The sequence below is a fragment of the Xylophilus sp. GOD-11R genome (assembly GCF_033546935.1).
Lineage (GTDB): Bacteria > Pseudomonadota > Gammaproteobacteria > Burkholderiales > Burkholderiaceae_C > Xylophilus.
In genome coordinates this window covers 4,038,053-4,059,803 of the sequence record NZ_CP137854.1, presented here as the reverse complement: position 1 = coordinate 4,059,803, position 21,751 = coordinate 4,038,053, and the positions used below count along the sequence as shown (strand labels likewise).

Below are 21,751 nucleotides of genomic sequence, written 5' to 3'. Positions count from 1 at the left end.
GTTCGTTTCTATCTACTCACCGACGATTCTTCATGGCAGCCATCATCTGCGGATCCCTCGCCTTCGACACCATCATGACCTTCGAGGGCCGCTTCGCCGAGCAGATCCTGCCGGACCAGCTGCACATCCTCAACGTGTCGTTCCTGGTGCCCGCGCTGCGCCGCGACTTCGGCGGTTGCGCCGGCAACATCGCCTACGCGCTGCGTGCGCTGGGCGGCACGCCCCTGCCGATGGCCACGGTGGGCACGGACGGCGCCGGCTACATCGCACGGCTGAAGGAACTCGGCATCTCGACCGAATATGTGCGGGAAGTGGACGACACGTTCACGGCGCAGGCGATGATCATGACCGACCGCGACAACAACCAGATCACCGCCTTTCATCCGGGCGCGATGATGCAGGCGCATGTCACGCGCATCGAGGCGCGGGCCGATGTGAAGGTGGGCATCGTCTCGCCCGACGGTCGCGATGCGATGCTGCAGCACGCGGCGCAGTTCGCCGAAGCCGGCATTCCTTTCGTCTTCGATCCGGGACAGGGGCTTCCGATGTTCGGCGGTGCCGAGCTGCTGGCGTTTGTGGAACAAGCCAGCTGGGTGACGGTCAACGACTACGAAGGCCGCATGCTGTGCGAGCGCACCGGCCTGAGCCTGGCCGAGCTGTCGAAGAAGGTCCGGGGCGTGATCGTCACACTGGCCGGCGAGGGCTGCGAGATCTGGATCGACGGACAGCGCACCCATGTGCCGGGCGTGCAGGCCGCGGCCGTGGTCGATCCCACGGGTTGTGGCGATGCCTGGCGTGGCGCGCTGCTGTTCGGCCTGGAGCAGGGCTGGGAGCTGGTGCGTTGCGCCGAATTGGGGAACCGGGTGGGCGCTGCCAAGATCGCCCAGCGTGGACCGCAGAACTACCAGCTCGACGGCGTTCTTTGACATAAAAAAAGCCCGATGCCGGGAGGCATCGGGCGAGAGACTTTCGTCTCGTTCCGATCAGGGCTTGGTGCCGGTCGGAAAAGGCCAGGCGGCCTGCGGGTTGAGCGTGGTCTGCGCTGCCGGAGAGACCGCTGCCGCGCTCGAAGGTGCAGCCGCCGGAGCAGCCGCCTTCTTTGCCGGTGCAGCCTTCTTGGCGGGAGCTGCCTTCTTCGCCGGTGCAGGCGCAGGGGCAGGGGGGGTCGCAGCCTTCTTCGCTGGTGCAGCCTTCTTGGCCGGAGCGGACTTCTTCGCGGGCGCAGCCTTCTTGGCAGGAGCGGCCTTCTTCGCAGGCGCAGCCTTCTTCGCCGGTGCGGCCTTCTTGGCAGGAGCGGCCTTCTTCGCCGGTGCAGCCTTCTTGGCAGGTGCAGCCTTCTTGGCGGGAGCAGCCTTCTTTGCCGGTGCGGCCTTCTTCGCAGGCGCAGCCTTTTTCGCCGGTGCGGCCTTCTTGGCAGGAGCGGCCTTCTTCGCCGGAACAGCCTTTTTGGCCGGAGCGGCCTTCTTTGCCGGTGCAGCCTTCTTGGCAGGTGCAGCCTTCTTCGCGACCGCCTTCTTGGCGGGAGCTGCGGCCTTCTTCGCCGGTGCTGCTGCCTTCTTGGCTACGACCTTCTTGGCCGGTGCTGCCTTTTTGGCGGCTACGGCTTTCTTCGCTGGGGCGGCCTTCTTGGCGGCCGATTTCTTCGCAGTTGCCATTTATTTCTCCTTGGTCACATTACAAAGAGCACTCCGGTCGCATTCTTGGCGACGGAATGATCCATGAGATTGAAGCGCATGGCTTCAACCTCATGAACGCAGGAACGCCTGCCGCTCCGCACTCTGTCGGTGCGATGAGGGGCAGGCGTGAATCGGGGCGCCATGGCAGGTTGCAGTGCAGGCCTTTTTCAGTCCCAGGAAAGCGCTCCGCCGGATTGGTACTCGATGACGCGCGTCTCGAAGAAGTTGCGCTCCTTCTTCAGGTCGATCATCTCGCTCATCCAGGGGAACGGGTTTTCCTCATTGGGGAACAGTGCTTCCAGGCCGATCTGCGTCGCGCGCCGGTTGGCGATGTAGCGCAGGTAGCCCTTGAACATCGATGCGTTCATGCCCAGCACGCCACGTGGCATGGTGTCTTCGGCGTACTTGTATTCGAGCTCGACGGCCTTCTGGAACAGATCCTTGATCTCGGCCTTGAACTCAGCCGTCCAGAGCTGCGGGTTCTCGAGCTTCAACTGGTTGATCAGGTCGATGCCGAAGTTGCAGTGCATCGACTCGTCGCGCAGGATGTACTGGTACTGCTCGGCGGCACCGGTCATCTTGTTCTGACGGCCCAGCGCGAGGATCTGGGTAAAGCCGACATAGAAGAACAGGCCTTCCATGAGGCAGGCGAAGACGATCAGCGACTTGAGCAGCGTCTGGTCGGTTTCGAAGGTGCCGGTGTGGAAGTTCGGGTCGCTGATGGCCTCGATGAAGGGGATCAGGAACTGGTCCTTCTCGCGGATGGAGGCGACCTCGTTGTAGGCGTTGAAGATCTCGGACTCGTCGAGGCCGAGCGATTCAACGATGTACTGGTAGGCGTGCGTGTGGATCGCTTCCTCGAAGGCCTGGCGCAGCAGGAACTGGCGGCACTCGGGTGCGGTGATGTGGCGATAGGTGCCCAGCACGATGTTGTTGGCGGCCAGCGAATCGGCGGTGACGAAGAAGCCGAGGTTGCGCTTGACGATGCGGCGCTCGTCTTCGGTCAGGCCGTTGGGGTCCTTCCAGAGCGCGATGTCGCGGGTCATGTTGACCTCTTGCGGCATCCAGTGGTTGGCGCAGGTGGCGAGGTACTTTTCCCAGGCCCACTTGTACTTGAAGGGGACCAACTGGTTAACGTCGGTCTTGGCGTTGATGATGCGCTTGTCGGCCGCATTGACCCGGCTATGGCCGACACCTGCCGCGACCTGTGCGGGCTGGCTCGGCAGCGGTGCATCGGCCGCGACGGAAGCCGCGAAGCTGTGGGTGGCGAGGCCCGGCAGAGGCGCCGATTCACCACGCGCAGCAGGCGTGGCGCCGTGCGATGTGGACGGCGTTGCGGGCTTGACTTCTTCGTCCCAGGTCAGCATAGATTTTCCGATCGTTCGATTATGAAAGCAGGCCTGCGAAATGAAAAGCGGCTGTCACAGCTGCACGCATATCGCATGGCCTTGCATGTTGTGTTGAAGCATCGTGCGGACCGGTTGAAGCGCCTGTCATGACGCAGGTCTCGCACGATGTCGATAGGCCGTCAGGCCTTATTGGCAGGCTTCGCAGCCAGGGTCGTCGATGGCGCAGAACTTGATGTCGGTGGCAGGCACCGAAGCGGCCTCCGCATCGGCTTGCGCACGGGCTTGTGCGGCTGCTGCTTCGAGTGCCGAAGGTGCTGCCTTCTGCGTCGAGGACACGGCGTTGAGGCGGTCCGAATGCACGGTCGATTTCTCGGCGTGCGTGGCGCTGATGGTTCGCAGGTAGTAGGTGGTCTTGAGACCACGCGTCCAGGCCAGCTTGTAGGTGTCGTCGAGCTTCTTGCCCGATGCGCCGGCCATGTAGATGTTGAGCGACTGGGCCTGGTCGATCCACTTCTGGCGACGTGCGGCGGCTTCGACGAGCCAGGTGGTCTCGACCTCGAAGGCGGTGGCGTAGAGCGCCTTGATCTCGCCCGGCACGCGGTCGATGGGACGCAGCGATCCGTCGAAGTGCTTGAGGTCCATCACCATCACGTCGTCCCACAGGTTCAGACGTTTGAGGTCGCGCACCAGGGCGCCATTGATGACGGTGAATTCGCCCGACAGGTTGGACTTGACCGACAGGTTGCCGAAGCAGGGTTCGATGGATGCATCGACGCCGACGATGTTGGAGATGGTCGCGGTCGGAGCGATGGCCACGCAGTTGGAGTTGCGCATGCCGTCGACGGCGATCTTCTTGCGCAGCGCGTCCCAGTCGAGGGTGGCCGAGCGGTCGACCTCGACATAGCCGCCGCGTGCGTCGGCCAGCATGTTCAGGGTGTCGAGCGGCAGCACGCCCTTCTCCCACAGCGAGCCGGGATAGCTGCTGTAGCGGCCGCGTTCGCGGGCCAGTTCGGTCGACGCCCAATAGGCGTAGTAGCAGATGGCTTCCATCGACTGGTCGGCGAACTCGACGGCCTGCTGCGAGGCGTAGGGAATGCGCAGTTCGTAGAGACTGTCCTGAAAGCCCATGAGGCCCAGGCCGACCGGGCGGTGGCGCAGGTTGGAGTCGCGAGCCTTCTTGACCGCGTAGTAGTTGATGTCGATCACGTTGTCGAGCATGCGCATCGCGGTCGAGATCGTCTTGCGCAGCTTCTCGTGGTCGACGGCGCCGTTCTTCAGATGCTGCTGCAGGTTGACCGAGCCGAGGTTGCAGACGGCGGTTTCGGTGTCGCTGGTGTTGAGCGTGATCTCGGTGCAGAGGTTGGACGAGTGCACCACACCCACGTGCTGTTGCGGCGAGCGTACGTTGCAGGCGTCCTTGAAGGTGATCCAGGGATGGCCGGTCTCGAACAGCATGGTGAGCATCTTGCGCCACAGGTCGCTGGCCTGGACGGTGCGCGCGGGCTTGATCTCGCCGGCCTTGGCACGGGCCTCGTAGGCGACATAGGCCTTTTCGAAGTCGGCACCGAACAGGTCGTGCAGGTCGGGCACGTTGGAGGGCGAGAACAGGGTCCACTCGCCCTTTTCCATGACACGGCGCATGAACAGGTCGGGGATCCAGTTCGCGGTGTTCATGTCGTGGGTACGGCGGCGGTCGTCGCCGGTGTTCTTGCGCAGCTCCAGGAATTCCTCGATGTCGAGGTGCCAGGTTTCCAGGTAGGTGCAGACCGCGCCCTTGCGCTTGCCGCCCTGGTTGACCGCGACAGCGGTGTCGTTGACGACCTTCAGGAAGGGCACGACGCCTTGCGATTCGCCGTTGGTGCCCTTGATGTGCGAGCCGAGCGCGCGCACCCGGGTCCAGTCGTTGCCCAGGCCGCCGGCGAATTTGCTCAGCAGCGCGTTTTCCTTGATGGATTCGTAGATGCCGTCCAGGTCGTCGGGCACGGTGGTCAGGTAGCAGGACGACAGCTGCGAGCGCAGCGTGCCGCTGTTGAACAGCGTGGGGGTGGACGACATGAAGTCGAAGGACGACAGCACTTCGTAGAACTCGATGGCGCGGGCTTCGCGATCTACCTCATTCAGGGCCAGGCCCATGGCCACGCGCATGAAGAAGGACTGCGGCATTTCGATGCGGGTCTTCTTGACGTGCTGGAAGTAGCGGTCGTAGAGGGTCTGCAGGCCGAGGTAGTCGAACTGCAGGTCGCGCTCGGCCTTCAGGGCGGCGGCGAGGCGGGGCAGGTCGTATTCGCCGAGCTTGGCGTCGAGCAGTTCGTGCTGGATGCCCTTCTGGATGAACTGCGGGAAGTACTCGACATAGGCGGCGGCCATTTCCGAGGGCGCGGTTTCGCGGCCGAAGACTTCGCGGGCAATCGTGTGCAGCAGCAGGCGCGCGGTGGCGTAGGTGTAGTCCGGATCCTTTTCGATGAGGGTCCGGGCGGCCAGGATGGCGGCCTTGAAGACCTCGTCGATCGGCACGCCGTCGTACAGGTTGCGCATGGTCTCGGCGACGATCGGATCGGGCTTGACGTCGGCACCCAGGCCGGAGCAGGCCGAGGTGATGAGCGCCTGCAGGCGGCCCAGGTCCAGCGCCACGCGCTGGCCGTTGTCGGTCACGTGCATCGCCGCAGCGGCTGGCGTGGCCTGCTCGACCTGCTTGGCGCGTTCCTGGGTGCGGCGTTCGCGGTAGAGCACGTAGGCACGGGCGACTTCATGGTGGCCGCCACGCATCAGCCCGAGCTCGACCTGGTCCTGCACGTCCTCGATGTGGAAGGTGCCGCCGCCCGGACGCGAACGCACCAGCGCACGGGAAACGTTCTGGGTGAGCTGGTCGACCATCTCGCGCACGCTGGCCGACGCCGCGCCGCCGGTGCCGTGCACCGCCAGGAAGGCCTTCATCATCGCCACGGCGATCTTCTGCAGCTCGAAGGGCACCACCGCGCCGTTGCGGCGAATGATCTGGTAGTGCGCCAGCGCGCCGGAGCCGGCAGCGGTGCCGGGCGCCTGGGCGGCGGTCGAAGCGGTGGAAGAAAAGGCCTGGCTGGCAGGCAGGGTCGGCGTGCTGGTGGCGGTTTGCATTCGGGTGTTCCTCTTTCGTCGTTTGCGACGGCTGTTTCGGCTGACGTATGGCGTCGACACGTGCAGGAAACTGGCCATCCGGTCGGCGATGCCGATGATCGAAGCCCCTAGATACAGGGGGCGAGGGCCATTCTAGACACTACAGATAGTGTGTGAAGCGCGTTTTTCCAGGCCAAGCGGACTTATGGACGACGGCTTCCGCTTCAATCCCTTGTTTCATCGCGTATCCAGATGGAAGCTTGAGGACTGGTGCGGGTTTCGGGGCGGTTTGCTTCGCCATCCCACGCCAGTAGCCAACTTCGCTTGCGCTAAAAATTTTTCGGTTTTCAGTCGACGCGGTGGGCTGGCGGAAATCGACCGGCCGGCCAATTCAGCAGATCCATGAAATGCGGCCAGTCGAAGCCGGCGCCGGGATCTTGTTTGCGGCCGGGCGCGATGTCGGAGTGGCCGGCGACGTGGTCGATGGGGTAGCGCACCGCCAGCGCTTCGCAGACCCGCGCCAGCGCCTCGTATTGGGCAGGATCGAAGGTCTGACCTTCCAGCCCCTCGAGTTCGATGCCGATCGAGTCGTCATTGCAGTTTTCGCGCCCCCGCCAGGCCGAGCGGCCGGCATGCCAGGCACGCTGGTCACAGTCGACGAACTGCCAGAGGCTGCCGTCACGGCGGATATAGAAGTGGCTCGACACCTCGATGCCGCGGATCGTGGCGAAATACGGATGCGCTTCCCAGTCGAGACGGTTGGTGAAGAGCTCGAACACCTCCGAGCCGCCATAGACGCCCGGCGGCAGACTGATGGAATGGACGACGATCAGGTCGATGGCCGCGCCGGGCGGTCGCGGGCCGAAGTTCGGTGAAGGGCAGCGCTCGGCGCTCACGAGCCAGCCGCCGTTCCAGACGCCGGGCCCGGACTCAGTCCTCGTCGGCTCCGCCATCGTTTTCCTGCGAGTCGCGCGGGCCGGCGATGCCGAGCCGCGCGATGCGGTAGCGGATCTGGCGCAGGCTGATGCCGAGCTGGGCGGCGGCGGCGGTGCGGTTGAAGCGGTTTTCGGCCAGGGCCTTGACCAGAATCTCGCGTTCGCGTGCGTCCAGGTAGGCTTGCAGGTCGTCGGGCATCGGCACGGGCGCCTTGGCGGCGAGAGGACCTTCGGTGCCGGTCGATTCGGCTTCGATCGGCTCGCCCTGGTATTCGACCGCGGTTTCGAGTTCCAGCGTGTCGCCGTCGCTCAGCGCCACCGCGCGGTGCAGCAGGTTCTCCAGCTCGCGCACGTTGCCGGCCAGCGGCAGGCTGCGCAGCCGCTCCAGCGATTGCGGCGTGAGCTGCGGCGCCGGCAGGCCCGATTCGCGCGAGATGCGCTCCAGCAGCGCTGCGGCGAGCTGGGGCAGGTCTTCGCGCCGCTCGCGCAGCGGCGGCACCACGACCTCGATCACGTTGAGCCGGTAGTAGAGGTCTTGCCGGAAACCGCCCGCCCGCACGTCGGCGGCCAGGTCGCGGTGGGTGGCGCTGACGATGCGCACATCGATCATGTCTTCCTGCGCGGAGCCGACCGGCCGCACGCAGCGCTCCTGGATGGCGCGCAGCAGCTTGGACTGCATCGCCAGCGGCAGGTCGCCGATCTCGTCGAGGAACAGGGTGCCGCCGCGCGCCGCCTGGAAATAGCCTTCCCGGTCGGCCGCGGCGCCGGTGTAGGCACCCTTGCGCGCGCCGAAGAATTCGCTCTCGAGCAGGTTCTCGGGAATGGCGCTGCAGTTCACCGCCACCATCGGGCCGGACGCACGGTGGCTGCTGGCGTGCAGAGCGCGGGCGACGAGTTCCTTGCCGGTGCCCGATTCGCCCCGGATCAGCACCGGCGCCATGGTGCGCGCGACCTTGGCGATGCGCTGGCGCACCGCCTGCATGGCGGCGGAGTCGCCGACCATGCGGGCGAGCGCGCTGGCGGCGGCGCCACTGGGGGCGGGCGCGGCCCGCGGCGCAATCGCGCCACCCGCAGCCGGCGCGGGCGGATGCGGTGCCGCGACCTGTCCGGCCGCACCGGTCTGCACGGCGGCGGCGACCACGGTGCGGAACTGCCGCAGGTCGACCGGCTTGGTGAGGTAGTCGAAAGCGCCGGCCTTCAGGGCCTCGACCGCGTTCTCGGCCGAGCCGTAGGCGGTCATGACGACGCAGCGCTCGGCCCGGCCGCCGGTGCGCAGCAGGTTGAGCACTTCGAGTCCGGAGCCGTCGGGCAGCCGCATGTCGGTGATGACGGCGCCGTAGCGGTGCAGCTGCAGCAGATCGTGGGCTTCGGCCAACGTGCCGGCGGCGGCCACCCGGTAGCCCTCGCGCAGCAGCGTCAGCTCGTAGAGCGTGCGCAGATCCGGCTCGTCGTCGATGACGAGGATGGTGGTGTCCGCCTGGGCGGTGGCGCGCGGTGTGGCTGTCACGGCGCTATTGTGTCAAAAGGCAATGGCGGTGGCGCAGTCGCTGCCGGGCGGAAGGCCAGGGTGAAGGCATTGCCCTGCAAAAGGCCCCGGCCGGTACGTCGCTCGATGCGTCGGTAGCCGATGGCCGCGCCGTGGCGCTCGCACAGTTCGCGACAGATATAGAGCCCCAACCCGCTGGAGCGGCTTTCGGATGAAAAGAAGGGCTCGAACAGTCGCTCGGCGACGGTCGGCTCCAGCGGCGGGCCGTCGCTCCAGACTTCCATCAGGGTTTGGTTGCCGCTGGTCCAGGTGCGCACCTGCAGGGCGTCGTCGTTCGGGGTGATGTAGCGCAAGGCGTTGTCCAGCAGGTTGACGAGGATGCGGCGCAGGTGGTCGCTGTCGAACTCGACCGTCAGGCGCGGCGCGCCGGGAATGAACTGCAGGCCGCAGCCCCGGCCGGCGTGCACATGCCAGTCGACGCAAACCGCGCCAGCGGTCTCGTCGAGCTCGATGGTGGCGGCGTCGAAGTGGAACTGCTGCTGGGCACGGGAAACGTCCAGCACTTCTTCGGTGATGCGCGCCAGGCGTTGCGCGTTTTGGCGCACCATCTGCGCCAGGCGCTTGTGCGACGGGTCTTCGAGTTCCTCGTCGAGCAGCTGATTGGCCTGCACGATGGCCGCCAGCGGGTTGCGGATCTCATGGGCGACCGCCGCCGACATGCGGCCCATGGCGGCCAGCTTCTCGGTGCGCAGCTTCGCCTCGTTCTCGCGCTGGTCCTCCAGGAACATCACGCACAGGCGGGTGGCACCGCCGTCGCGGTCGGTCAGGCGCGCGCGCAGGTGCAGGCGGCGCGGGCCGAGATGTTCGTACTGCAGGGCGACGTCGGCGGTGAGTGCGCCGTCTTCGGAGCCCTGGACGAAGGTGCGCCGCGCGAGCTCCACCAGCGGGTACCAGGCGGGGGACCCGGCCAGCGAGAACGGCAGCGGCACCTTCACGGCCTGGTCCAGCAGGGCGCGGGCGGCGGGGTTGGCCGCACGCACGTTGTCCTGGTCGTCGATGACCAGCACGCCGTCGCCCAGCGAGGCGATGACCAGCTCGTTGACCTGCGCCTGCACCAGCGCCGACTGCTGGCCTTCGCGCGCCAGTTCTTCCTCGCGCGCCAGCCGGGCCGCGACCGGATGGACCAGGAAGGTGACCAGAAAGTAGCCGATGCCGGTCAGCCCTGCCTGGGCGAACTGCGATGCGATCGGTCCGTAGGAACGCAGGCCGGTGACCGTCACCTCGGTCAGCAGCAGCAGCGCCACCGCTGCCGTGGTGGCGAGCGCGGTACGGCGCGATCCCAGCACGGCCGCCATCAGCACCGGCAGGCCGAGCAGCGGCGTGTAGTTCATGCCGCCGGGCTGCAGGATCTGCATGGACGAGAAGGCGATCAGGTCGGCGCCGACGGTGGGCAGCCAGAGCCGGCCCAGCGGCGGCTCGTTGGGTGCCGGGCGCATGGCGAAGCGCACGAAGACGGCTGCGGCCAGGTAGGCCATGCACAGCGCCAGAAAGGTCGCGTGCAGTTCCTGGCCCATGAGGTGGACGAGGCCCTGCAGCGCCAGCACCGCGACGGCCACCAGCACCCGGGCGTTGGCGAAACCGTTCCAGATGCGTATGCCGGCCGGCTCCGGCGATTCGTACCACGGCAGGGCCGCGTCGGTCATGGCGCCGGCCATCGGGCTAAGAGGCCGAACGCCGGTGGTCGGCGCAGCAGTACATCGTGCCCGACGGCCCCGGCAGCGCGTCGGTTGCGGGCAGATGCAAACCGCAGGCCGCACATCGCACCATCGGTTCGGGGCCCGCGACTTCGCGGGTGGCAGATGCCGGCGGCGGGGCTGCGCGAGAGACCGTCTTGCGGCGCCCGCCGCGCAGCAGCCAGATCAGCAGCGCCACCGTCGCCAGAATGAGGAGCAGTTTCACGACGGTGCCCGCCCCAGCACCACTTCGAGCACGAAGCGCGAACCCACATAAGCCAGCAACAGCAGGGCGGAGCCGGCGTAGAGCCAGCGCAGCGCGCTGCGGCTGCGCCAGCCGAAGCGGGCGCGGCCGAGGATCAGCACCAGGAAGGTGATCCAGGACAGCACCGAGAAGACGGTTTTGTGGTCCCAGCGCCAGGCCTGGCCGTAGATGCGTTCGCCGAAGAAGATGCCGGCCGCCAGCGTGGCGGTCAGCAGCACGAAGCCGGCAGTGACGAAGCGGAAGGTGAGGCGCTCCAGGGTGAGCAAGGGCATGCCGCTCTGCGCGTCGGCGGCCAGCCGCATCTGTCGCTCGGCGCGTGTCATCAGCCAGGCGTGGACCAGCGCGGCCGCGAACAATCCGTACGACGCGATACCCAGCGCCAGGTGCAGCGCGAAGAGCGTCGCGCTGCCCTCCACGTGCAGCGGACTGCCCGGAAACACCAGTGCCAGCAGCACCGCCACCGCGCCCAGGCCCGACAGCGCCCAGCGTGCGCGCAGCATGGGAAACATGCGGCTCTCGACCGCGTAGACGGTGAGCACCAGCCAGGCGGTGACCGACAGGGCCGGTCCGAAGCCGAAACGGGCGGGGTCGCCGAGCAGGGTCCAGCCGAGCACCACCGCGTGCAGCAACCAGGCGACGACCAGTGCGGCGCGGCCCGCGTCGTTGGAAATGCGGCGTGCGAAGACCGCCGGTACGGCATAGGCACCGGCGGTCGCCAGGCCCAATCCCAGTACCGCCCCTCCCGCTGCAGACGCACTCGCTAGAATCATGGCGTCCGAGTGTAGTGGCCTTTGCGGCCCTGCCCGTCGGCCCGTTTTCCCCTGCGCACCGGCCGTTCGCCGCGTACTTCCTCCCTCATCTCCCATGGCCTCCGCACTCACCGATAAGCTCTCCCGACTCGTCAAGGAAATGCGTGGCCAGGCACGCATCACCGAATCCAACGTGCAGGACATGCTGCGCGAGGTGCGCATGGCCCTGCTCGAGGCCGACGTGGCCCTGCCGGTGGTGCGCGACTTCATCGCGCGCGTGAAGGAAAAGGCGCTCGGTGCCGAGGTGCTCGGCTCGCTCAAGCCCGGCCAGGCGCTGGTCGGCATCGTCAATCGCGAACTCGCGGCCACCATGGGCGAGGGCATCGCCGACCTGAACCTGGCCGCACAGCCGCCAGCGGTGATCCTGATGGCGGGCCTGCAAGGCGCCGGCAAGACCACCACCACCGCCAAGCTCGCCAAGCACCTGATCGAAAAGCGCAAGAAGAAAGTGCTGACCGTGTCCGGCGACGTGTATCGCCCGGCCGCCATCGAGCAACTCAAGACGGTGACCGCCCAGGCCGGCGCCGAATGGTTCCCCAGCACGCCCGACCAGAAACCGCTGGACATCGCGCGTGCCGCCATCGACCACGCCCGTCGGCACTATTTCGACGTGCTGCTGGTCGACACCGCCGGCCGCCTGGCGATCGACGAAGCGCTGATGCGCGAGATCCGCGAGCTCCACGCCGAGCTTAAGCCGGTCGAAACGCTTTTCGTCGTCGACGCGATGCAGGGCCAGGACGCGATCAACACCGCGCGTGCCTTCAAGGAAGCGTTGCCGCTGACCGGCATCGTGCTGACCAAGCTCGACGGTGACTCGCGCGGTGGCGCGGCGCTGTCGGTGCGGCAGATCACCGGCGCGCCGATCAAATTCGCCGGCGTGTCCGAAAAGATCGACGGCCTGGAAGTGTTCGACGCCGAGCGCCATGCCGGCCGGGTGCTGGGCATGGGCGACATCGTGGCGCTGGTCGAGCAGGTCACCGCCGGCGTCGACATGGAGGCCGCGCAGAAACTGGCCGCCAAGGTCAAGAGCGGCGACGGCTTCGACCTGGAAGACTTCCTCGGCCAGCTGCGCCAGATGAAGCAGATGGGCGGCCTGGGCAGCCTGATGGAAAAGATGCCCAGCGAACTCACCGCGAAGGCCGGCCAGGTCGACATGGACAAGGCCGAGCGCGAGGTGCGCCGCAAGGAAGGCATCATCTGCAGCATGACCGCACTGGAGCGCCGCAAGCCCGAGCTCATCAAGGCCACCCGCAAGCGCCGCATCGCCGCCGGTGCCGGCGTTCAGGTGCAGGACGTGAACCGCCTGCTCAACGAGTTCGGCCAGATGCAGACCATGATGAAGAAGATGAAGGGCGGCGGCCTCATGAAGATGATGAAGCGCATGGGTGGCATGAAGGGCATGGGCGGCATGCCGGGAATGCCGGGCCTGGGCGGCGGCAAGCGGCCCTTCTGATCATCTTGAATCCCGGTCCGCACCATGGGTGCGGACGAAAAAAAAACCGGCATCGCTGCCGGTTTTTTTGTGGACGCCTGACAGGATCAGGCAGCGACTGCGGCGGGTGCGGCGATACGCGGACGCGACAGGCGGTTGGCGTGCAGGCGAGCGCGGCGCAGCACCGAGGGCGACCAGCGTTCTTCCGGAATCAGCAGGAAGCCGCGGCTGCGCATGGCGCTACCGAACTCCACGTGGCTGGTGAACACGCTCACCGGAATTGCCAGCAGCAGCGGCAGGCCCACCGGCAGCAGCCAGACCAGGGCGCTCGCGTCGATCATGGCAATGCCGACGGCCAGCAGGGCGACCACGACACCCATCGGAGCCAAGCTGGCGGCGGACACCTTCCAGCCCAGGCCGTTGGCTTCCCGGGGAGGCGATTTCCAGTCGAGCTTGATGCCGGTCAGTGCCGTCACGACGAACAGCGAGTGGGCCAGCATGCGAACCGGCGACTGCAGGATGGCCAGCACGCTTTCCAGTGCCGAGCTCTTCAGCAGGCCCCAGGTGCCGCCGAACATGCGTTGCTCGCCCTTGATCAGCACGGCGGCGATGCCCAGGACGCGCGGCAGGAACAGCACGGCCACGGTGAAGGCCCACAGGCCCATCAGTTCGGCCGGCAGCACGTCGAAGTTCTGCACCAGGCGGCTGCCCGACAACCACAGGGCGGTGCCCAGGGTCATGAAGGCCAGCCACAGAGGGGCGGACACATAGGACAGGGTGCCCGTCAGGAACATGGCGCGGTGCACACGATGCAGGCCCGGCTCGGCGATGAGGCGGAAGTTCTGCATGTTGCCCTGGCACCAGCGGCGGTCACGCTGCAGTTCGCTCAGAAGGTCTGGCGGTTGCTGTTCGTAGCTGCCGGTGAGGTCGGAGACCAGCCACACCTGGTAGCCGGCGCGGCGCATCAGGGCGGCTTCGACGAAGTCGTGCGACATGATGCCGCCGGACATGCCGCCGGTACCCTTGATCGGGGCCAGGGCGCAATGCTTCATGAAGGGCTCGACACGCAGGATGGCGTTGTGGCCCCAGTAGTGCGATTCGCCCAGCTGCCAGAACTGCATGCCCAGGGTGAACAGGCGACCGGTCATGCGCGAAGCGAACTGCTGTGAACGGGCGTGCAGGGTGGCGTGGCCGATGGACTGGGTGGCGGTCTGGATGATGCCGGCCTTGGGATGGGCTTCCATCAGCTTGACCAGGGTGGAGAGGCAGTCGCCGCTCATCACGCTGTCGGCGTCCAGCACGACCATGTACTTGTAGTCCTTGCCCCAGCGACGGCAGAAGTCGGCGACGTTGCCGGCCTTGCGATGGCTGCGACGGGTACGCAGGCGGTAGTACACCTCGATCTGCGGCTGGTCCGGATTGGCGGCCAGCGCGGCGCGCAGGTCTTCCCAGGCGGCACGTTCGGCCTTGGCGATCTCGGGGTTGTAGCTGTCGGACAGCACGAACACGTCGAACACCTGTGCGTTGCCGCTGGCGGCAACCGACTCGCAGGTGGCGCGCAGGCCGGCGAATACGGTGGCGACGTCTTCGTTGCAGATCGGCATGATGATGGCCGTGCGGGCTTCGGGGTTCATCGCGTGATCGCGGACCTCGTTGGCCGACAGGGTGTGCGGGTCGCCGCGCAGCGAGACCCAGAAGCCCATCAGCGCGGTGGTGAAGCCGGTGACGACCCAGGCCGACAGCAGGGCGAACAGGGCGATCTGGCCGTATTCGAGCCAGACGTTGTCGTAATCGGGCTGCACACCGGCGAACAGCATGGTGGCGATGCCGGAGGTCAGGATGGTCAGCGCCAGGAAGGTGAGGCGGCGGGCGTTGGCCGCACGCTGCCAGGCTTCGGGCGACTGGCGCTCGGCTTGCAGCGGGGTGGTTTCGCCGCGGCGGCCGGTGGCGGTCATCAGCAAACCGGTGCCGACGCTGTTCCAGAAACCGCGCCACGGCAGGGGTGCCATGGATCCACGATTCATCGGAGGCGCGGTGACCGCGTTCGGATGACGTTCCTCACGCAGCGTGCTGCGGGCGGCGCGCGGCCGGCGGAGGGAGGTGGCATTTAGGATTCGCATGGCAACTTAGTTGCAACGACCGTGCCACATCGAATTTATTGTTATGAATCAATAATTTGAATAATTTTCATGATCTTAAATCTATGATTTCGCAGGCGCATCCTGTTCAAAACCCCTGTTTTTGTCGCCGTTTCCCGACAAGCTAGGGTTTGCCCGAGGCCGTTTCCATACGAATCAACAACTTGGCGTTGTCGTCAGTCGGCGACGCCGGTATTGCCTTCGGCGACAGGGTCGGCCTTGAAATGACCCGGTGTCAGCGCATGCTTCTGCAGCAGCCTATAGAACTCGGTGCGATTGCGGTCGGCCAGCCGTGAGGCGTCGGCCACGTTACCGTCCGTCAATTTCAGCAGACCGACGAGATAGTCGCGCTCGAACTTGGTTTTGGCGTCGGCATAGGTCAGCACTTCGACCGACGGCGTGCGCAGCGCCCGCTGCACCAGGGCCAGCGGCACCAGCGGCGTAGTCGACAGCGCGCAGACCTGTTCGACCACGTTGTAGAGCTGCCGCACATTGCCCGGCCATTGCGCGCCGGTGAGCGCCTTCAGGGCCTCGGGCGCGAAGCCCGACAGCCGCTTGCCGTATTTCTGGCTCAGCTTGTGCAGAAAGTAGTTGGCCAGCAGCGGAACGTCTTCGCGTCGCTCGCCGAGCGTGGGCAAGGTGAGCGTGACGACGTTGAGCCGGTAATACAGGTCTTCGCGGAACTGGCCGGTGCGCATCGCGGCGTCCAGATCGCGATGGGTCGCCGAGATGATGCGTACGTCTACCGGAATCGAGGCGCTCGAGCCCAGCGGCCGCACCGCCCGTTCCTGCAGCACCCGCAGCAGCTTGACCTGCAGCGCGGGCGGCATGTCGCCGATCTCGTCGAGCAGCAGGGTGCCGCCGTCGGCCTGCTGGAACAGGCCCTTGTGATTGGCATGGGCGTCGGTGAAGGCCCCCTTCATGTGGCCGAAGAGCTCGGATTCGAGCAGGTTCTCCGGGATGGCGCCGCAGTTGACCGCCACGAAGGGCTTGCGGGCCCGGCGACTGGCGCGGTGGATGGCCCGCGCCAGCAGCTCCTTGCCGGCGCCGCTGTCGCCGCGCAGCAGGACCGAGGCGTCCGACTGCGCGATCATCCGCGCCTCGGCCAGCACCTCGGCCATGCGCGGCGAGCGGCTGACGATCTCGGCGCGCCAGGACTCGTCGGCATGCTCCTCGGCGACATGAGGCGCGCTGAGCGCCAGCGCCTGGCCTATCTTGTCGAGCAGTTCCTTGCCGTCGAAGGGCTTGGTGAGATAGCTGAAGACGCCGCGTGCCGTGGCCTCGACCGCGTCGGGAATCGTGCCGTGGGCGGTGAGCAGGATCACCGGCAGCGAGGGATGGCGCGCCCGCACCGTGTCGAACAGGGCCAGGCCGTCCTTGCCGGGCAGCTGCACGTCCGACAGCACCACCTGTGGCAGCGACAGCTCGAGCTGGTTGAGCGCCGATTCGGCCGAGCCGACCGCCGTGACCTTGTAGCCGGCCGCGGTGAGCCGCATCGACAGCAGCCGCAGCATGTCGGCGTCGTCGTCGACGACCAGGATGGGCGCGCCATTCGCGCCCCCGGGCCGGGCGGTGCTCGTCGTGCTCATGGTCGGTTCACCGGTGCGGCGCCGTTGTTGGCGCCCGGGCGGGTAAGGCTGCGCTCTATCGCCCGCACCGCTTCCAGGCGTTCGTTGAGCTGGTCGAGCTTGCGCTGGTTGTCGCGCATGGCCTGGTTCTGCTTGTCGAGCAGGTCTTCCACCCGGCGCTGTTCGGCATAACGCGCGGCGATGAGCCGGCCCAGCGGCTGCAGACGGCGCGCGTCGTCGCCGGTGCCCGACGCCAGGCGCTGCAGCAGGGTCGTGGCGCGCTGCAGGTCTTGCGGCTGGCGGGTCTGGCCGAGCGCCACGGCGAGCTGCAGATCCTTGTAGGGGCCGCGCGAGGCGTCGGGAATATCGCCGAGCAGCGCGATCTCATTGGCGAGCTCGCCCATGCTCATCACGCGCAACCGGTCGGCATAGGCGAGCAGGGCGACGTTGCCTTCGGCCTGGGTGCGAGGGCTGGTTTCCTCGGCCTTGCGGGCGCGTTCTGCGGCGGCGATTTCATCGGCCGAAGGGCGTACGCAGACCACGGGCGGCGGCGGCGGTGGCGGTGGCGGCGGCGCGGGAGTAGCGCAACCGGCCAGCCACAGGCCCAGCGAAGCGACGGCGATGCCAGCCGGCGAAGGAGCGCGGGCGATTCGACGGAGGCGGAGCGTTCGGAGGGATCTAAAGGGCATGGGGCAATTCGATACGGAAGTGGGCGCCGCTGCCGTCGGCAAGCAACGCGATCTGGCCACCGTGGGCCGCGACGTATTCATGGACGATGGACAGGCCGACGCCGCTGCCGCGCGCGGCGTCCTTGGGCTGTACCTGGCCGCGGTAGAAGGGCTCGAAGATGCGGGAGCGGTCGGACTCCTGCACGCCCGGGCCTTCGTCCTGGATCTCGATGCGGATGCGCCCGTCGACCCGCTGCAGCGTCACGTGAATGGTGCCGTTGCGCGGCGAGAAGCGGATCGCGTTTGACAACAGATTGGCCAGCGCCGTGCCCATCTTGCCGGCGTCCACCTGGGCCGACTGCGGCGTGCCCTCGACCTTGATCGCCAGCCCGCGCGACTGCCACTGCAGCCGCTGTGCGTCGATCTGTTCCTCGAGGAGATTGAGCAGGTCGACCTTCTGCCGGCGCAGCTGCCGTGCCTCGAAGGCGGCGGCGTTGAAGCTCAGCAGCGCTTCGATCTGGCTCTGCAGCACGGCGGTGTTCTGCTGCAGGATGCGCGCGACCTCGCGCTGGTTCTCGTTGAGTTCGCCGGTCACGCCGTCTTCGAGCAGAGACACACCTTCGCGCATGGCGGCCAGCGGCGTCTTGAGTTCGTGCGAGATGTGCCGCAGAAAACGCGCCTTGTCGGCGTCGAGTTCGGTCAGCCGCAGCCGCAGCCATTCGAGCTGCTGGCCCACGCGGCGGACGTCGGCAGGCCCCCGGATGTCGATCGGGATCTCCAGCCGGTTTTCCCCCAGCCCGACGATGGCGCGCTCCAGCCGCTTGAACGGCCGGCCCAGCCACACGCCGAGCGCGATGGCGAGCACCACCGCGAGAAAGATGGTGCCGATCACCAAGCGCGTCAGCCGCGCGCGGCTGTCGTCGAGTTCGGTGGCCATGGCACGGTTGCGCTCCTCGATCGCGCGCTGCACTTCCTGGGCGACGGCGGCGGTCATGCGTTCGAGTTCGCGGAACTCGGCGGCCATGGACTTTTCGCGGTCGAGTGCGGTGGTGGGCGGGCCGGCGAAGAGGGCGGTGATGTCGTCGAGCTCGTCGCGCCAGCGGCGCGCCACGTCCGGTGGCACGTCGCCGGGCACGAGCTCGTCGAGCAGGCCTTCGGCTTCGCGCGCGGCTTCGTCGAAGCGCTTGCGCAGCATCGCGTCGTTGAGGATCAGCGACTGGCGCCCCGCGCGCTCCATGGTGGCGCTGCGGTCGCCCAGCCCCTGCACGGCCGCGTTGAGCTGCAGCGCGCGGGCCGCGAAGCCCCGGCTCTGGCCCATCAGGCCGTCGAAGGTAAAGACCGCACGCAGCGAGATGCCGCCGAGCAGCGCCGCGATCAGCAGAAAGGCCAGCAGCAGCAACTGTTGGAACGAGCCGCGCAGCAGCAGCCGGCGCGGCTCCCGCGCGCCGGCAACACCGGCGGACGCGGATTCGGGTGGCACGGGCAGCGCTGCCGTCATGCCGCGACCGGCGCCGTCGCGCCCTGGTCAACGGGTTCGGCAAGCACGACCGCGCCGCGCAGCGAATAGCCCAGCACCTCGGTCACCCGCACGTCGACCATCTGGCCGACCAGCCGCGCCGGTCCCTGGAAGTTGACCACCCGGTTGCATTCGGTGCGGCCCATCAGCTCGGGCGCAGCGGCGGTCGATTTCTTGGACGGCCCCTCGACCAGAATGCGCTGCACCGTGCCCACGCGCGACAACCCGATGGCGCGCGTGTTCTCGTCGATGACGGCCTGCAGCTCCTGCAGCCGGCGCAGTTTTTCGGACTGCGGCGTGTCGTCGGCCAGATTGGCCGCCGGCGTGCCCGGACGGGGGCTGAAGACGAAGGAAAACGAGTTGTCGAAACCCACGTCGCGGATCAGCTTCATCATCTTCTGGAAGTCTTCCTCGGTCTCGCCGGGAAAGCCCACGATGAAGTCGCTGCTCATCGACAGCGCCGGCCGCACCGCGCGCAGCTTGCGCACCGTGCTCTTGTATTCCATGGCGGTGTAGCCGCGCTTCATCGCCATCAGGATGCGGTCGCTGCCGTGCTGCACCGGAAGGTGCAGATGGCTCACCAGTTGCGGCACCTTGTCGTAGGCCTCGATCAGGCGTTGGGTGAATTCGTTGGGATGGCTGGTGGTGTAGCGGATGCGTTCGATGCCCGGAATCTCGGCGACGTATTCCAGCAGCAGGGCGAAGTCGCAGATCTCGGCGGTGTCGCCCATCGCGCCCCGGTAGGCGTTGACGTTCTGGCCCAGCAGCGTGACCTCGCGCACGCCCTGGTCGGCCAGGCCCGCCACTTCCACCAGCACGTCGTCCAGCGGCCGGCTCACCTCGTCGCCGCGGGTGTAGGGCACCACGCAGTAGCTGCAGTATTTGGAGCAGCCTTCCATGATGGACACGAAGGCGGTGGCGCCTTCCACGCGGGCCGGCGGCAGGTGGTCGAACTTCTCGATCTCGGGAAAACTGATGTCGACCTGCGGCCGGTCCAGACGGTCGCGCGCGGCGAGCATCTCGGGCAGGCGGTGCAGCGTCTGCGGGCCGAAGACCACGTCGACATAGGGTGCGCGGGCGATGATGGCCGCGCCTTCCTGGCTGGCCACGCAGCCGCCGACACCGATCTTCACGCCGCGTGCCTTGAGGTGCTTGACCCGGCCGAGGTCGGAGAACACTTTCTCCTGCGCCTTCTCGCGCACCGAGCAGGTGTTGAACAGGATCAGGTCGGCCTGCTCCATGTCCTGCGTGGGTTCGTAGCCCTGGGCGGCGCCCAGCACGTCGGCCATCTTGTCCGAGTCGTACTCGTTCATCTGGCAGCCGAAGGTCTTGATGAATACTTTCTTGGAGGCCATGGGGTGCTTCCTGGCGCGGTGGCCGCGCCGGTGTCTTGTCGGGGTCGGGAGGATGGGAAAAAGGAGAGACGAAGCGCGGCGGTTCAGAACCCGAACCAGCGCTGACGCCAGTTGGGTGAAGCACCGGCGCGCGGCAGCGCGGCCTCTTCGGCGGTCAGTACCCAGACCTCGTTGATCTGGCCTTGCGGGTCGCGGGTGTAGTTCACGGCAATCGCCTGACCGTTGGCCAGCGTGCCGGAGGTGACCAACAGGTTGCGGGTGTCGCGGATGCGCGCACCCATGGCGAGCTGGTCGGTCTTGCCGTCGAGCTGCACGACCGGCGGGGTGCTCACCTCGAGGCGGCCACGCAGGGCCGAGGGCGGAAAGTCGCGCACCGCGTCGGCCAGGGCTGGCGAGGCGATCGTCCAGCAGGCGGCGGCCAGCAACACGGCGGGCAGGCGATGCGAAAACATGGAGGCGGGCGCCGCGGGCGCCGCGGGCACGGCGAGGGTCCAGCGAGTCATGGTGTTCATCCAGAGGCTGTGAGGGAGAACCCTGGATTTTAGCGGTGCGGTTCCTTCCCGACGGGCCCGCCCGGCTATCGCGGCCGCTGGGTCAACCGCCCGAGCCCGGCGTCAGCACGCGGGCCACCGCCTCCCGCGTGGCCTGCTCGATCTTTTCGGCGTGTGCCGCGTGCATTTGCTCGCGCTGTTTCTCGGACAGATGGACGCCCTTCTGTGCGTCGGTTTTCCTTTTGTCGACCCGCTTCAGTCGACCCGCGTTCTGCAGCTCCACCGCCACGGCTTCGCGCGTGGCGATCGGGAAAGGCAGCAGGCAGCGCTGCAGGTGCTGCACAAAAGACATCGCCAGGGCGCCCGGCACAAAGCGCCACAGGCTGGCGATGAAGCACAGGTTGTCGTGCGCCATCGCCTCGTCGGGGTGCAGGGCCAGCTGGCTGGTCAAGGTGCGCAATGTCCCCATCCGTTTGCTCTTCGTGTCGGGCACCTGAATGCAGTTGCGGATGATCGCGCGGCAGGCGGCCTGCAGGCGGCGGGTCACCGGCAGATGCGGACTGTCCGGCAGTTCCGGATCGCCACGAACGCGCAGCAGCGCGGGCGTGCCCTCGAGCAGCGCCTGTACCGCGCGGATGAGCCGCGGAATTTGAGGCGACGTGCGCAATGCGGGCAAGCGCATGTCGTCGAGGACGCCGCGCTCGGCCAGGCGCTCGACCTCGGCCAGCAGCCGGCGCATCAGCTCCCAGCGTTGTGGCATCGCGTGGTGCCGGCCGAGCAGCTGCCCGTGCCGGCGGTGGATGCGGGCGAGCAGATCCAGTCCGTCGGCGGCGCGTTCGGTGCGCGCAAGGGCGGTGGCGACCGGCAGGTCCAGCCAGGCCAGCATCGCGTCGGCTTCGCGGCGTTGCGGCGCCAGCAGGCGCGAGATGACCGGTTCGGCGGCGACGCGGGCGAGGCGAAGGGTGCGCCGATCGACCGGCCCGAAACCTAGCAGCGATGCGTCGTCGAGCCGCTCGAAGATCATCACCAGCAGCTCGTCTGGCAGATGGGTCAGGGAAATGGCGTCGGCGGTAATTGTCGCGGTCGTGGGTGCGTCGGTGTTCGTCGCAGGGTCAACGTCGGCAGACGCAGAGGACAGGGACCGGTCGTCGCGCGGACGCGGGCTCGTGGCAGGCAAGGACGGTTGCGTTGAAAACATTGCGCCATTGGGCCGTTGCCTGCGCGACAGCCGGACGAC

The 21,751-nt window shown here is 67.2% G+C and carries 17 protein-coding genes; 2 read left to right on the top strand and 15 right to left on the bottom strand.

What is annotated here, in order from left to right; all coding sequences use genetic code 11:
- Positions 1-32: 32 nt before the first annotated feature.
- Positions 33-926 carry a carbohydrate kinase family protein gene (locus R9X41_RS18750; RefSeq protein ID WP_318631956.1) on the top strand — a complete coding sequence of 298 codons (894 nt, stop codon included), beginning with the start codon at positions 33-35 and terminating at the stop codon, positions 924-926.
- A gap of 57 nt (positions 927-983) precedes the next feature.
- Here the strand turns inward: R9X41_RS18750 and R9X41_RS18745 are convergent, their stop codons facing one another.
- From R9X41_RS18745 to R9X41_RS18710, 8 genes are all read right to left on the bottom strand, one after another.
- A complete protein-coding gene (locus R9X41_RS18745; RefSeq protein ID WP_318631955.1) occupies positions 984-1,655 on the bottom strand; it encodes a histone in 672 nt (223 codons plus the stop codon).
- A 188-nt stretch (positions 1,656-1,843) separates the two neighbouring features.
- The gene (locus tag R9X41_RS18740; protein ID WP_318631954.1) at positions 1,844-3,043 is read right to left on the bottom strand and encodes a ribonucleotide-diphosphate reductase subunit beta; all 1,200 of its coding nucleotides are present in this window, start codon (positions 3,041-3,043) and stop codon (positions 1,844-1,846) included.
- A 168-nt stretch (positions 3,044-3,211) separates the two neighbouring features.
- Positions 3,212-6,139, bottom strand: coding sequence for a ribonucleoside-diphosphate reductase subunit alpha (locus R9X41_RS18735; RefSeq protein WP_318631953.1), 2,928 nt, complete (start codon positions 6,137-6,139; stop codon positions 3,212-3,214).
- Positions 6,140-6,465: 326 nt separating this feature from the next.
- Entirely contained in the window at positions 6,466-7,071 is a 606-nt protein-coding gene (ampD, locus tag R9X41_RS18730) for a 1,6-anhydro-N-acetylmuramyl-L-alanine amidase AmpD (protein WP_318631952.1), read from the bottom strand.
- The gene (locus R9X41_RS18725; protein WP_318631951.1) at positions 7,049-8,560 is read right to left on the bottom strand and encodes a sigma-54-dependent transcriptional regulator; all 1,512 of its coding nucleotides are present in this window, start codon (positions 8,558-8,560) and stop codon (positions 7,049-7,051) included. The genes ampD and R9X41_RS18725 overlap by 23 nt, the downstream gene beginning before the upstream one ends.
- Positions 8,557-10,242, bottom strand: coding sequence for a sensor histidine kinase (locus R9X41_RS18720; RefSeq protein ID WP_318631950.1), 1,686 nt, complete (start codon positions 10,240-10,242; stop codon positions 8,557-8,559). The genes R9X41_RS18725 and R9X41_RS18720 overlap by 4 nt, the downstream gene beginning before the upstream one ends.
- A gap of 16 nt (positions 10,243-10,258) precedes the next feature.
- A complete protein-coding gene (locus R9X41_RS18715) occupies positions 10,259-10,498 on the bottom strand; it encodes a PP0621 family protein (RefSeq protein ID WP_318631949.1) in 240 nt (79 codons plus the stop codon).
- Positions 10,495-11,307, bottom strand: coding sequence for a cytochrome C assembly family protein (locus R9X41_RS18710; protein WP_318631948.1), 813 nt, complete (start codon positions 11,305-11,307; stop codon positions 10,495-10,497). Before R9X41_RS18710 ends, R9X41_RS18715 begins: the two co-directional genes overlap by 4 nt.
- A gap of 94 nt (positions 11,308-11,401) precedes the next feature.
- On the opposite strand from R9X41_RS18710, the gene ffh reads away from it, so the two are divergent.
- On the top strand, positions 11,402-12,799 hold the full coding sequence (gene ffh / locus R9X41_RS18705; RefSeq protein ID WP_318631947.1) for a signal recognition particle protein: 1,398 nt from the start codon (positions 11,402-11,404) through the stop codon (positions 12,797-12,799).
- 86 nt (positions 12,800-12,885) lie between these two features.
- Here ffh and mdoH read toward each other — a convergent pair whose 3' ends face one another.
- The 7 genes from mdoH to R9X41_RS18670 all read right to left on the bottom strand — a co-directional run bounded on the left by mdoH (position 12,886) and on the right by R9X41_RS18670 (position 21,691).
- Positions 12,886-14,898, bottom strand: coding sequence for a glucans biosynthesis glucosyltransferase MdoH (gene mdoH / locus R9X41_RS18700; RefSeq protein WP_318631946.1), 2,013 nt, complete (start codon positions 14,896-14,898; stop codon positions 12,886-12,888).
- A 194-nt stretch (positions 14,899-15,092) separates the two neighbouring features.
- Positions 15,093-16,505 (bottom strand): sigma 54-interacting transcriptional regulator, encoded by a 1,413-nt coding sequence (locus tag R9X41_RS18695; protein ID WP_318631945.1) that lies wholly within the window; start codon positions 16,503-16,505, stop codon positions 15,093-15,095.
- Entirely contained in the window at positions 16,502-17,026 is a 525-nt protein-coding gene (locus R9X41_RS18690; protein ID WP_318631944.1) for a hypothetical protein, read from the bottom strand. The genes R9X41_RS18695 and R9X41_RS18690 overlap by 4 nt, the downstream gene beginning before the upstream one ends.
- Positions 17,027-17,162: 136 nt before the next feature.
- Positions 17,163-18,650: a sensor histidine kinase gene (locus R9X41_RS18685; protein ID WP_318631943.1), complete on the bottom strand. Its 1,488-nt coding sequence runs from the start codon at positions 18,648-18,650 to the stop codon at positions 17,163-17,165.
- Complete coding sequence (gene miaB, locus R9X41_RS18680) at positions 18,647-20,023, bottom strand: tRNA (N6-isopentenyl adenosine(37)-C2)-methylthiotransferase MiaB (RefSeq protein ID WP_318631942.1); 1,377 nt, start codon at positions 20,021-20,023, stop codon at positions 18,647-18,649. The genes R9X41_RS18685 and miaB overlap by 4 nt, the downstream gene beginning before the upstream one ends.
- Before the next feature lie 83 nt (positions 20,024-20,106).
- Positions 20,107-20,535 (bottom strand): hypothetical protein, encoded by a 429-nt coding sequence (locus R9X41_RS18675; protein ID WP_318631941.1) that lies wholly within the window; start codon positions 20,533-20,535, stop codon positions 20,107-20,109.
- 82 nt (positions 20,536-20,617) lie between these two features.
- A complete protein-coding gene (locus R9X41_RS18670; protein ID WP_318631940.1) occupies positions 20,618-21,691 on the bottom strand; it encodes a hypothetical protein in 1,074 nt (357 codons plus the stop codon).
- Positions 21,692-21,751 lie beyond the last annotated feature (60 nt).

Excerpts from the sequence above, each read along its gene's own strand:
- R9X41_RS18735 (WP_318631953.1), bottom strand. The coding sequence starts at position 6,139 with ATGCAAACCGCCACCAGCACGCCGACCCTGCCTGCCAGCCAGGCCTTT.
- ampD (WP_318631952.1), bottom strand. The coding sequence starts at position 7,071 with ATGGCGGAGCCGACGAGGACTGAGTCCGGGCCCGGCGTCTGGAACGGC.
- miaB (WP_318631942.1), bottom strand. The coding sequence starts at position 20,023 with ATGGCCTCCAAGAAAGTATTCATCAAGACCTTCGGCTGCCAGATGAAC.
- R9X41_RS18750 (WP_318631956.1), top strand. The coding sequence starts at position 33 with ATGGCAGCCATCATCTGCGGATCCCTCGCCTTCGACACCATCATGACC.
- R9X41_RS18675 (WP_318631941.1), bottom strand. The coding sequence starts at position 20,535 with ATGAACACCATGACTCGCTGGACCCTCGCCGTGCCCGCGGCGCCCGCG.
- ffh (WP_318631947.1), top strand. The coding sequence starts at position 11,402 with ATGGCCTCCGCACTCACCGATAAGCTCTCCCGACTCGTCAAGGAAATG.
- mdoH (WP_318631946.1), bottom strand. The coding sequence starts at position 14,898 with ATGCGAATCCTAAATGCCACCTCCCTCCGCCGGCCGCGCGCCGCCCGC.
- R9X41_RS18710 (WP_318631948.1), bottom strand. The coding sequence starts at position 11,307 with ATGATTCTAGCGAGTGCGTCTGCAGCGGGAGGGGCGGTACTGGGATTG.
- R9X41_RS18745 (WP_318631955.1), bottom strand. The coding sequence starts at position 1,655 with ATGGCAACTGCGAAGAAATCGGCCGCCAAGAAGGCCGCCCCAGCGAAG.
- R9X41_RS18695 (WP_318631945.1), bottom strand. The coding sequence starts at position 16,505 with ATGAGCACGACGAGCACCGCCCGGCCCGGGGGCGCGAATGGCGCGCCC.
- R9X41_RS18740 (WP_318631954.1), bottom strand. The coding sequence starts at position 3,043 with ATGCTGACCTGGGACGAAGAAGTCAAGCCCGCAACGCCGTCCACATCG.
- R9X41_RS18720 (WP_318631950.1), bottom strand. The coding sequence starts at position 10,242 with ATGACCGACGCGGCCCTGCCGTGGTACGAATCGCCGGAGCCGGCCGGC.
- R9X41_RS18685 (WP_318631943.1), bottom strand. The coding sequence starts at position 18,650 with ATGACGGCAGCGCTGCCCGTGCCACCCGAATCCGCGTCCGCCGGTGTT.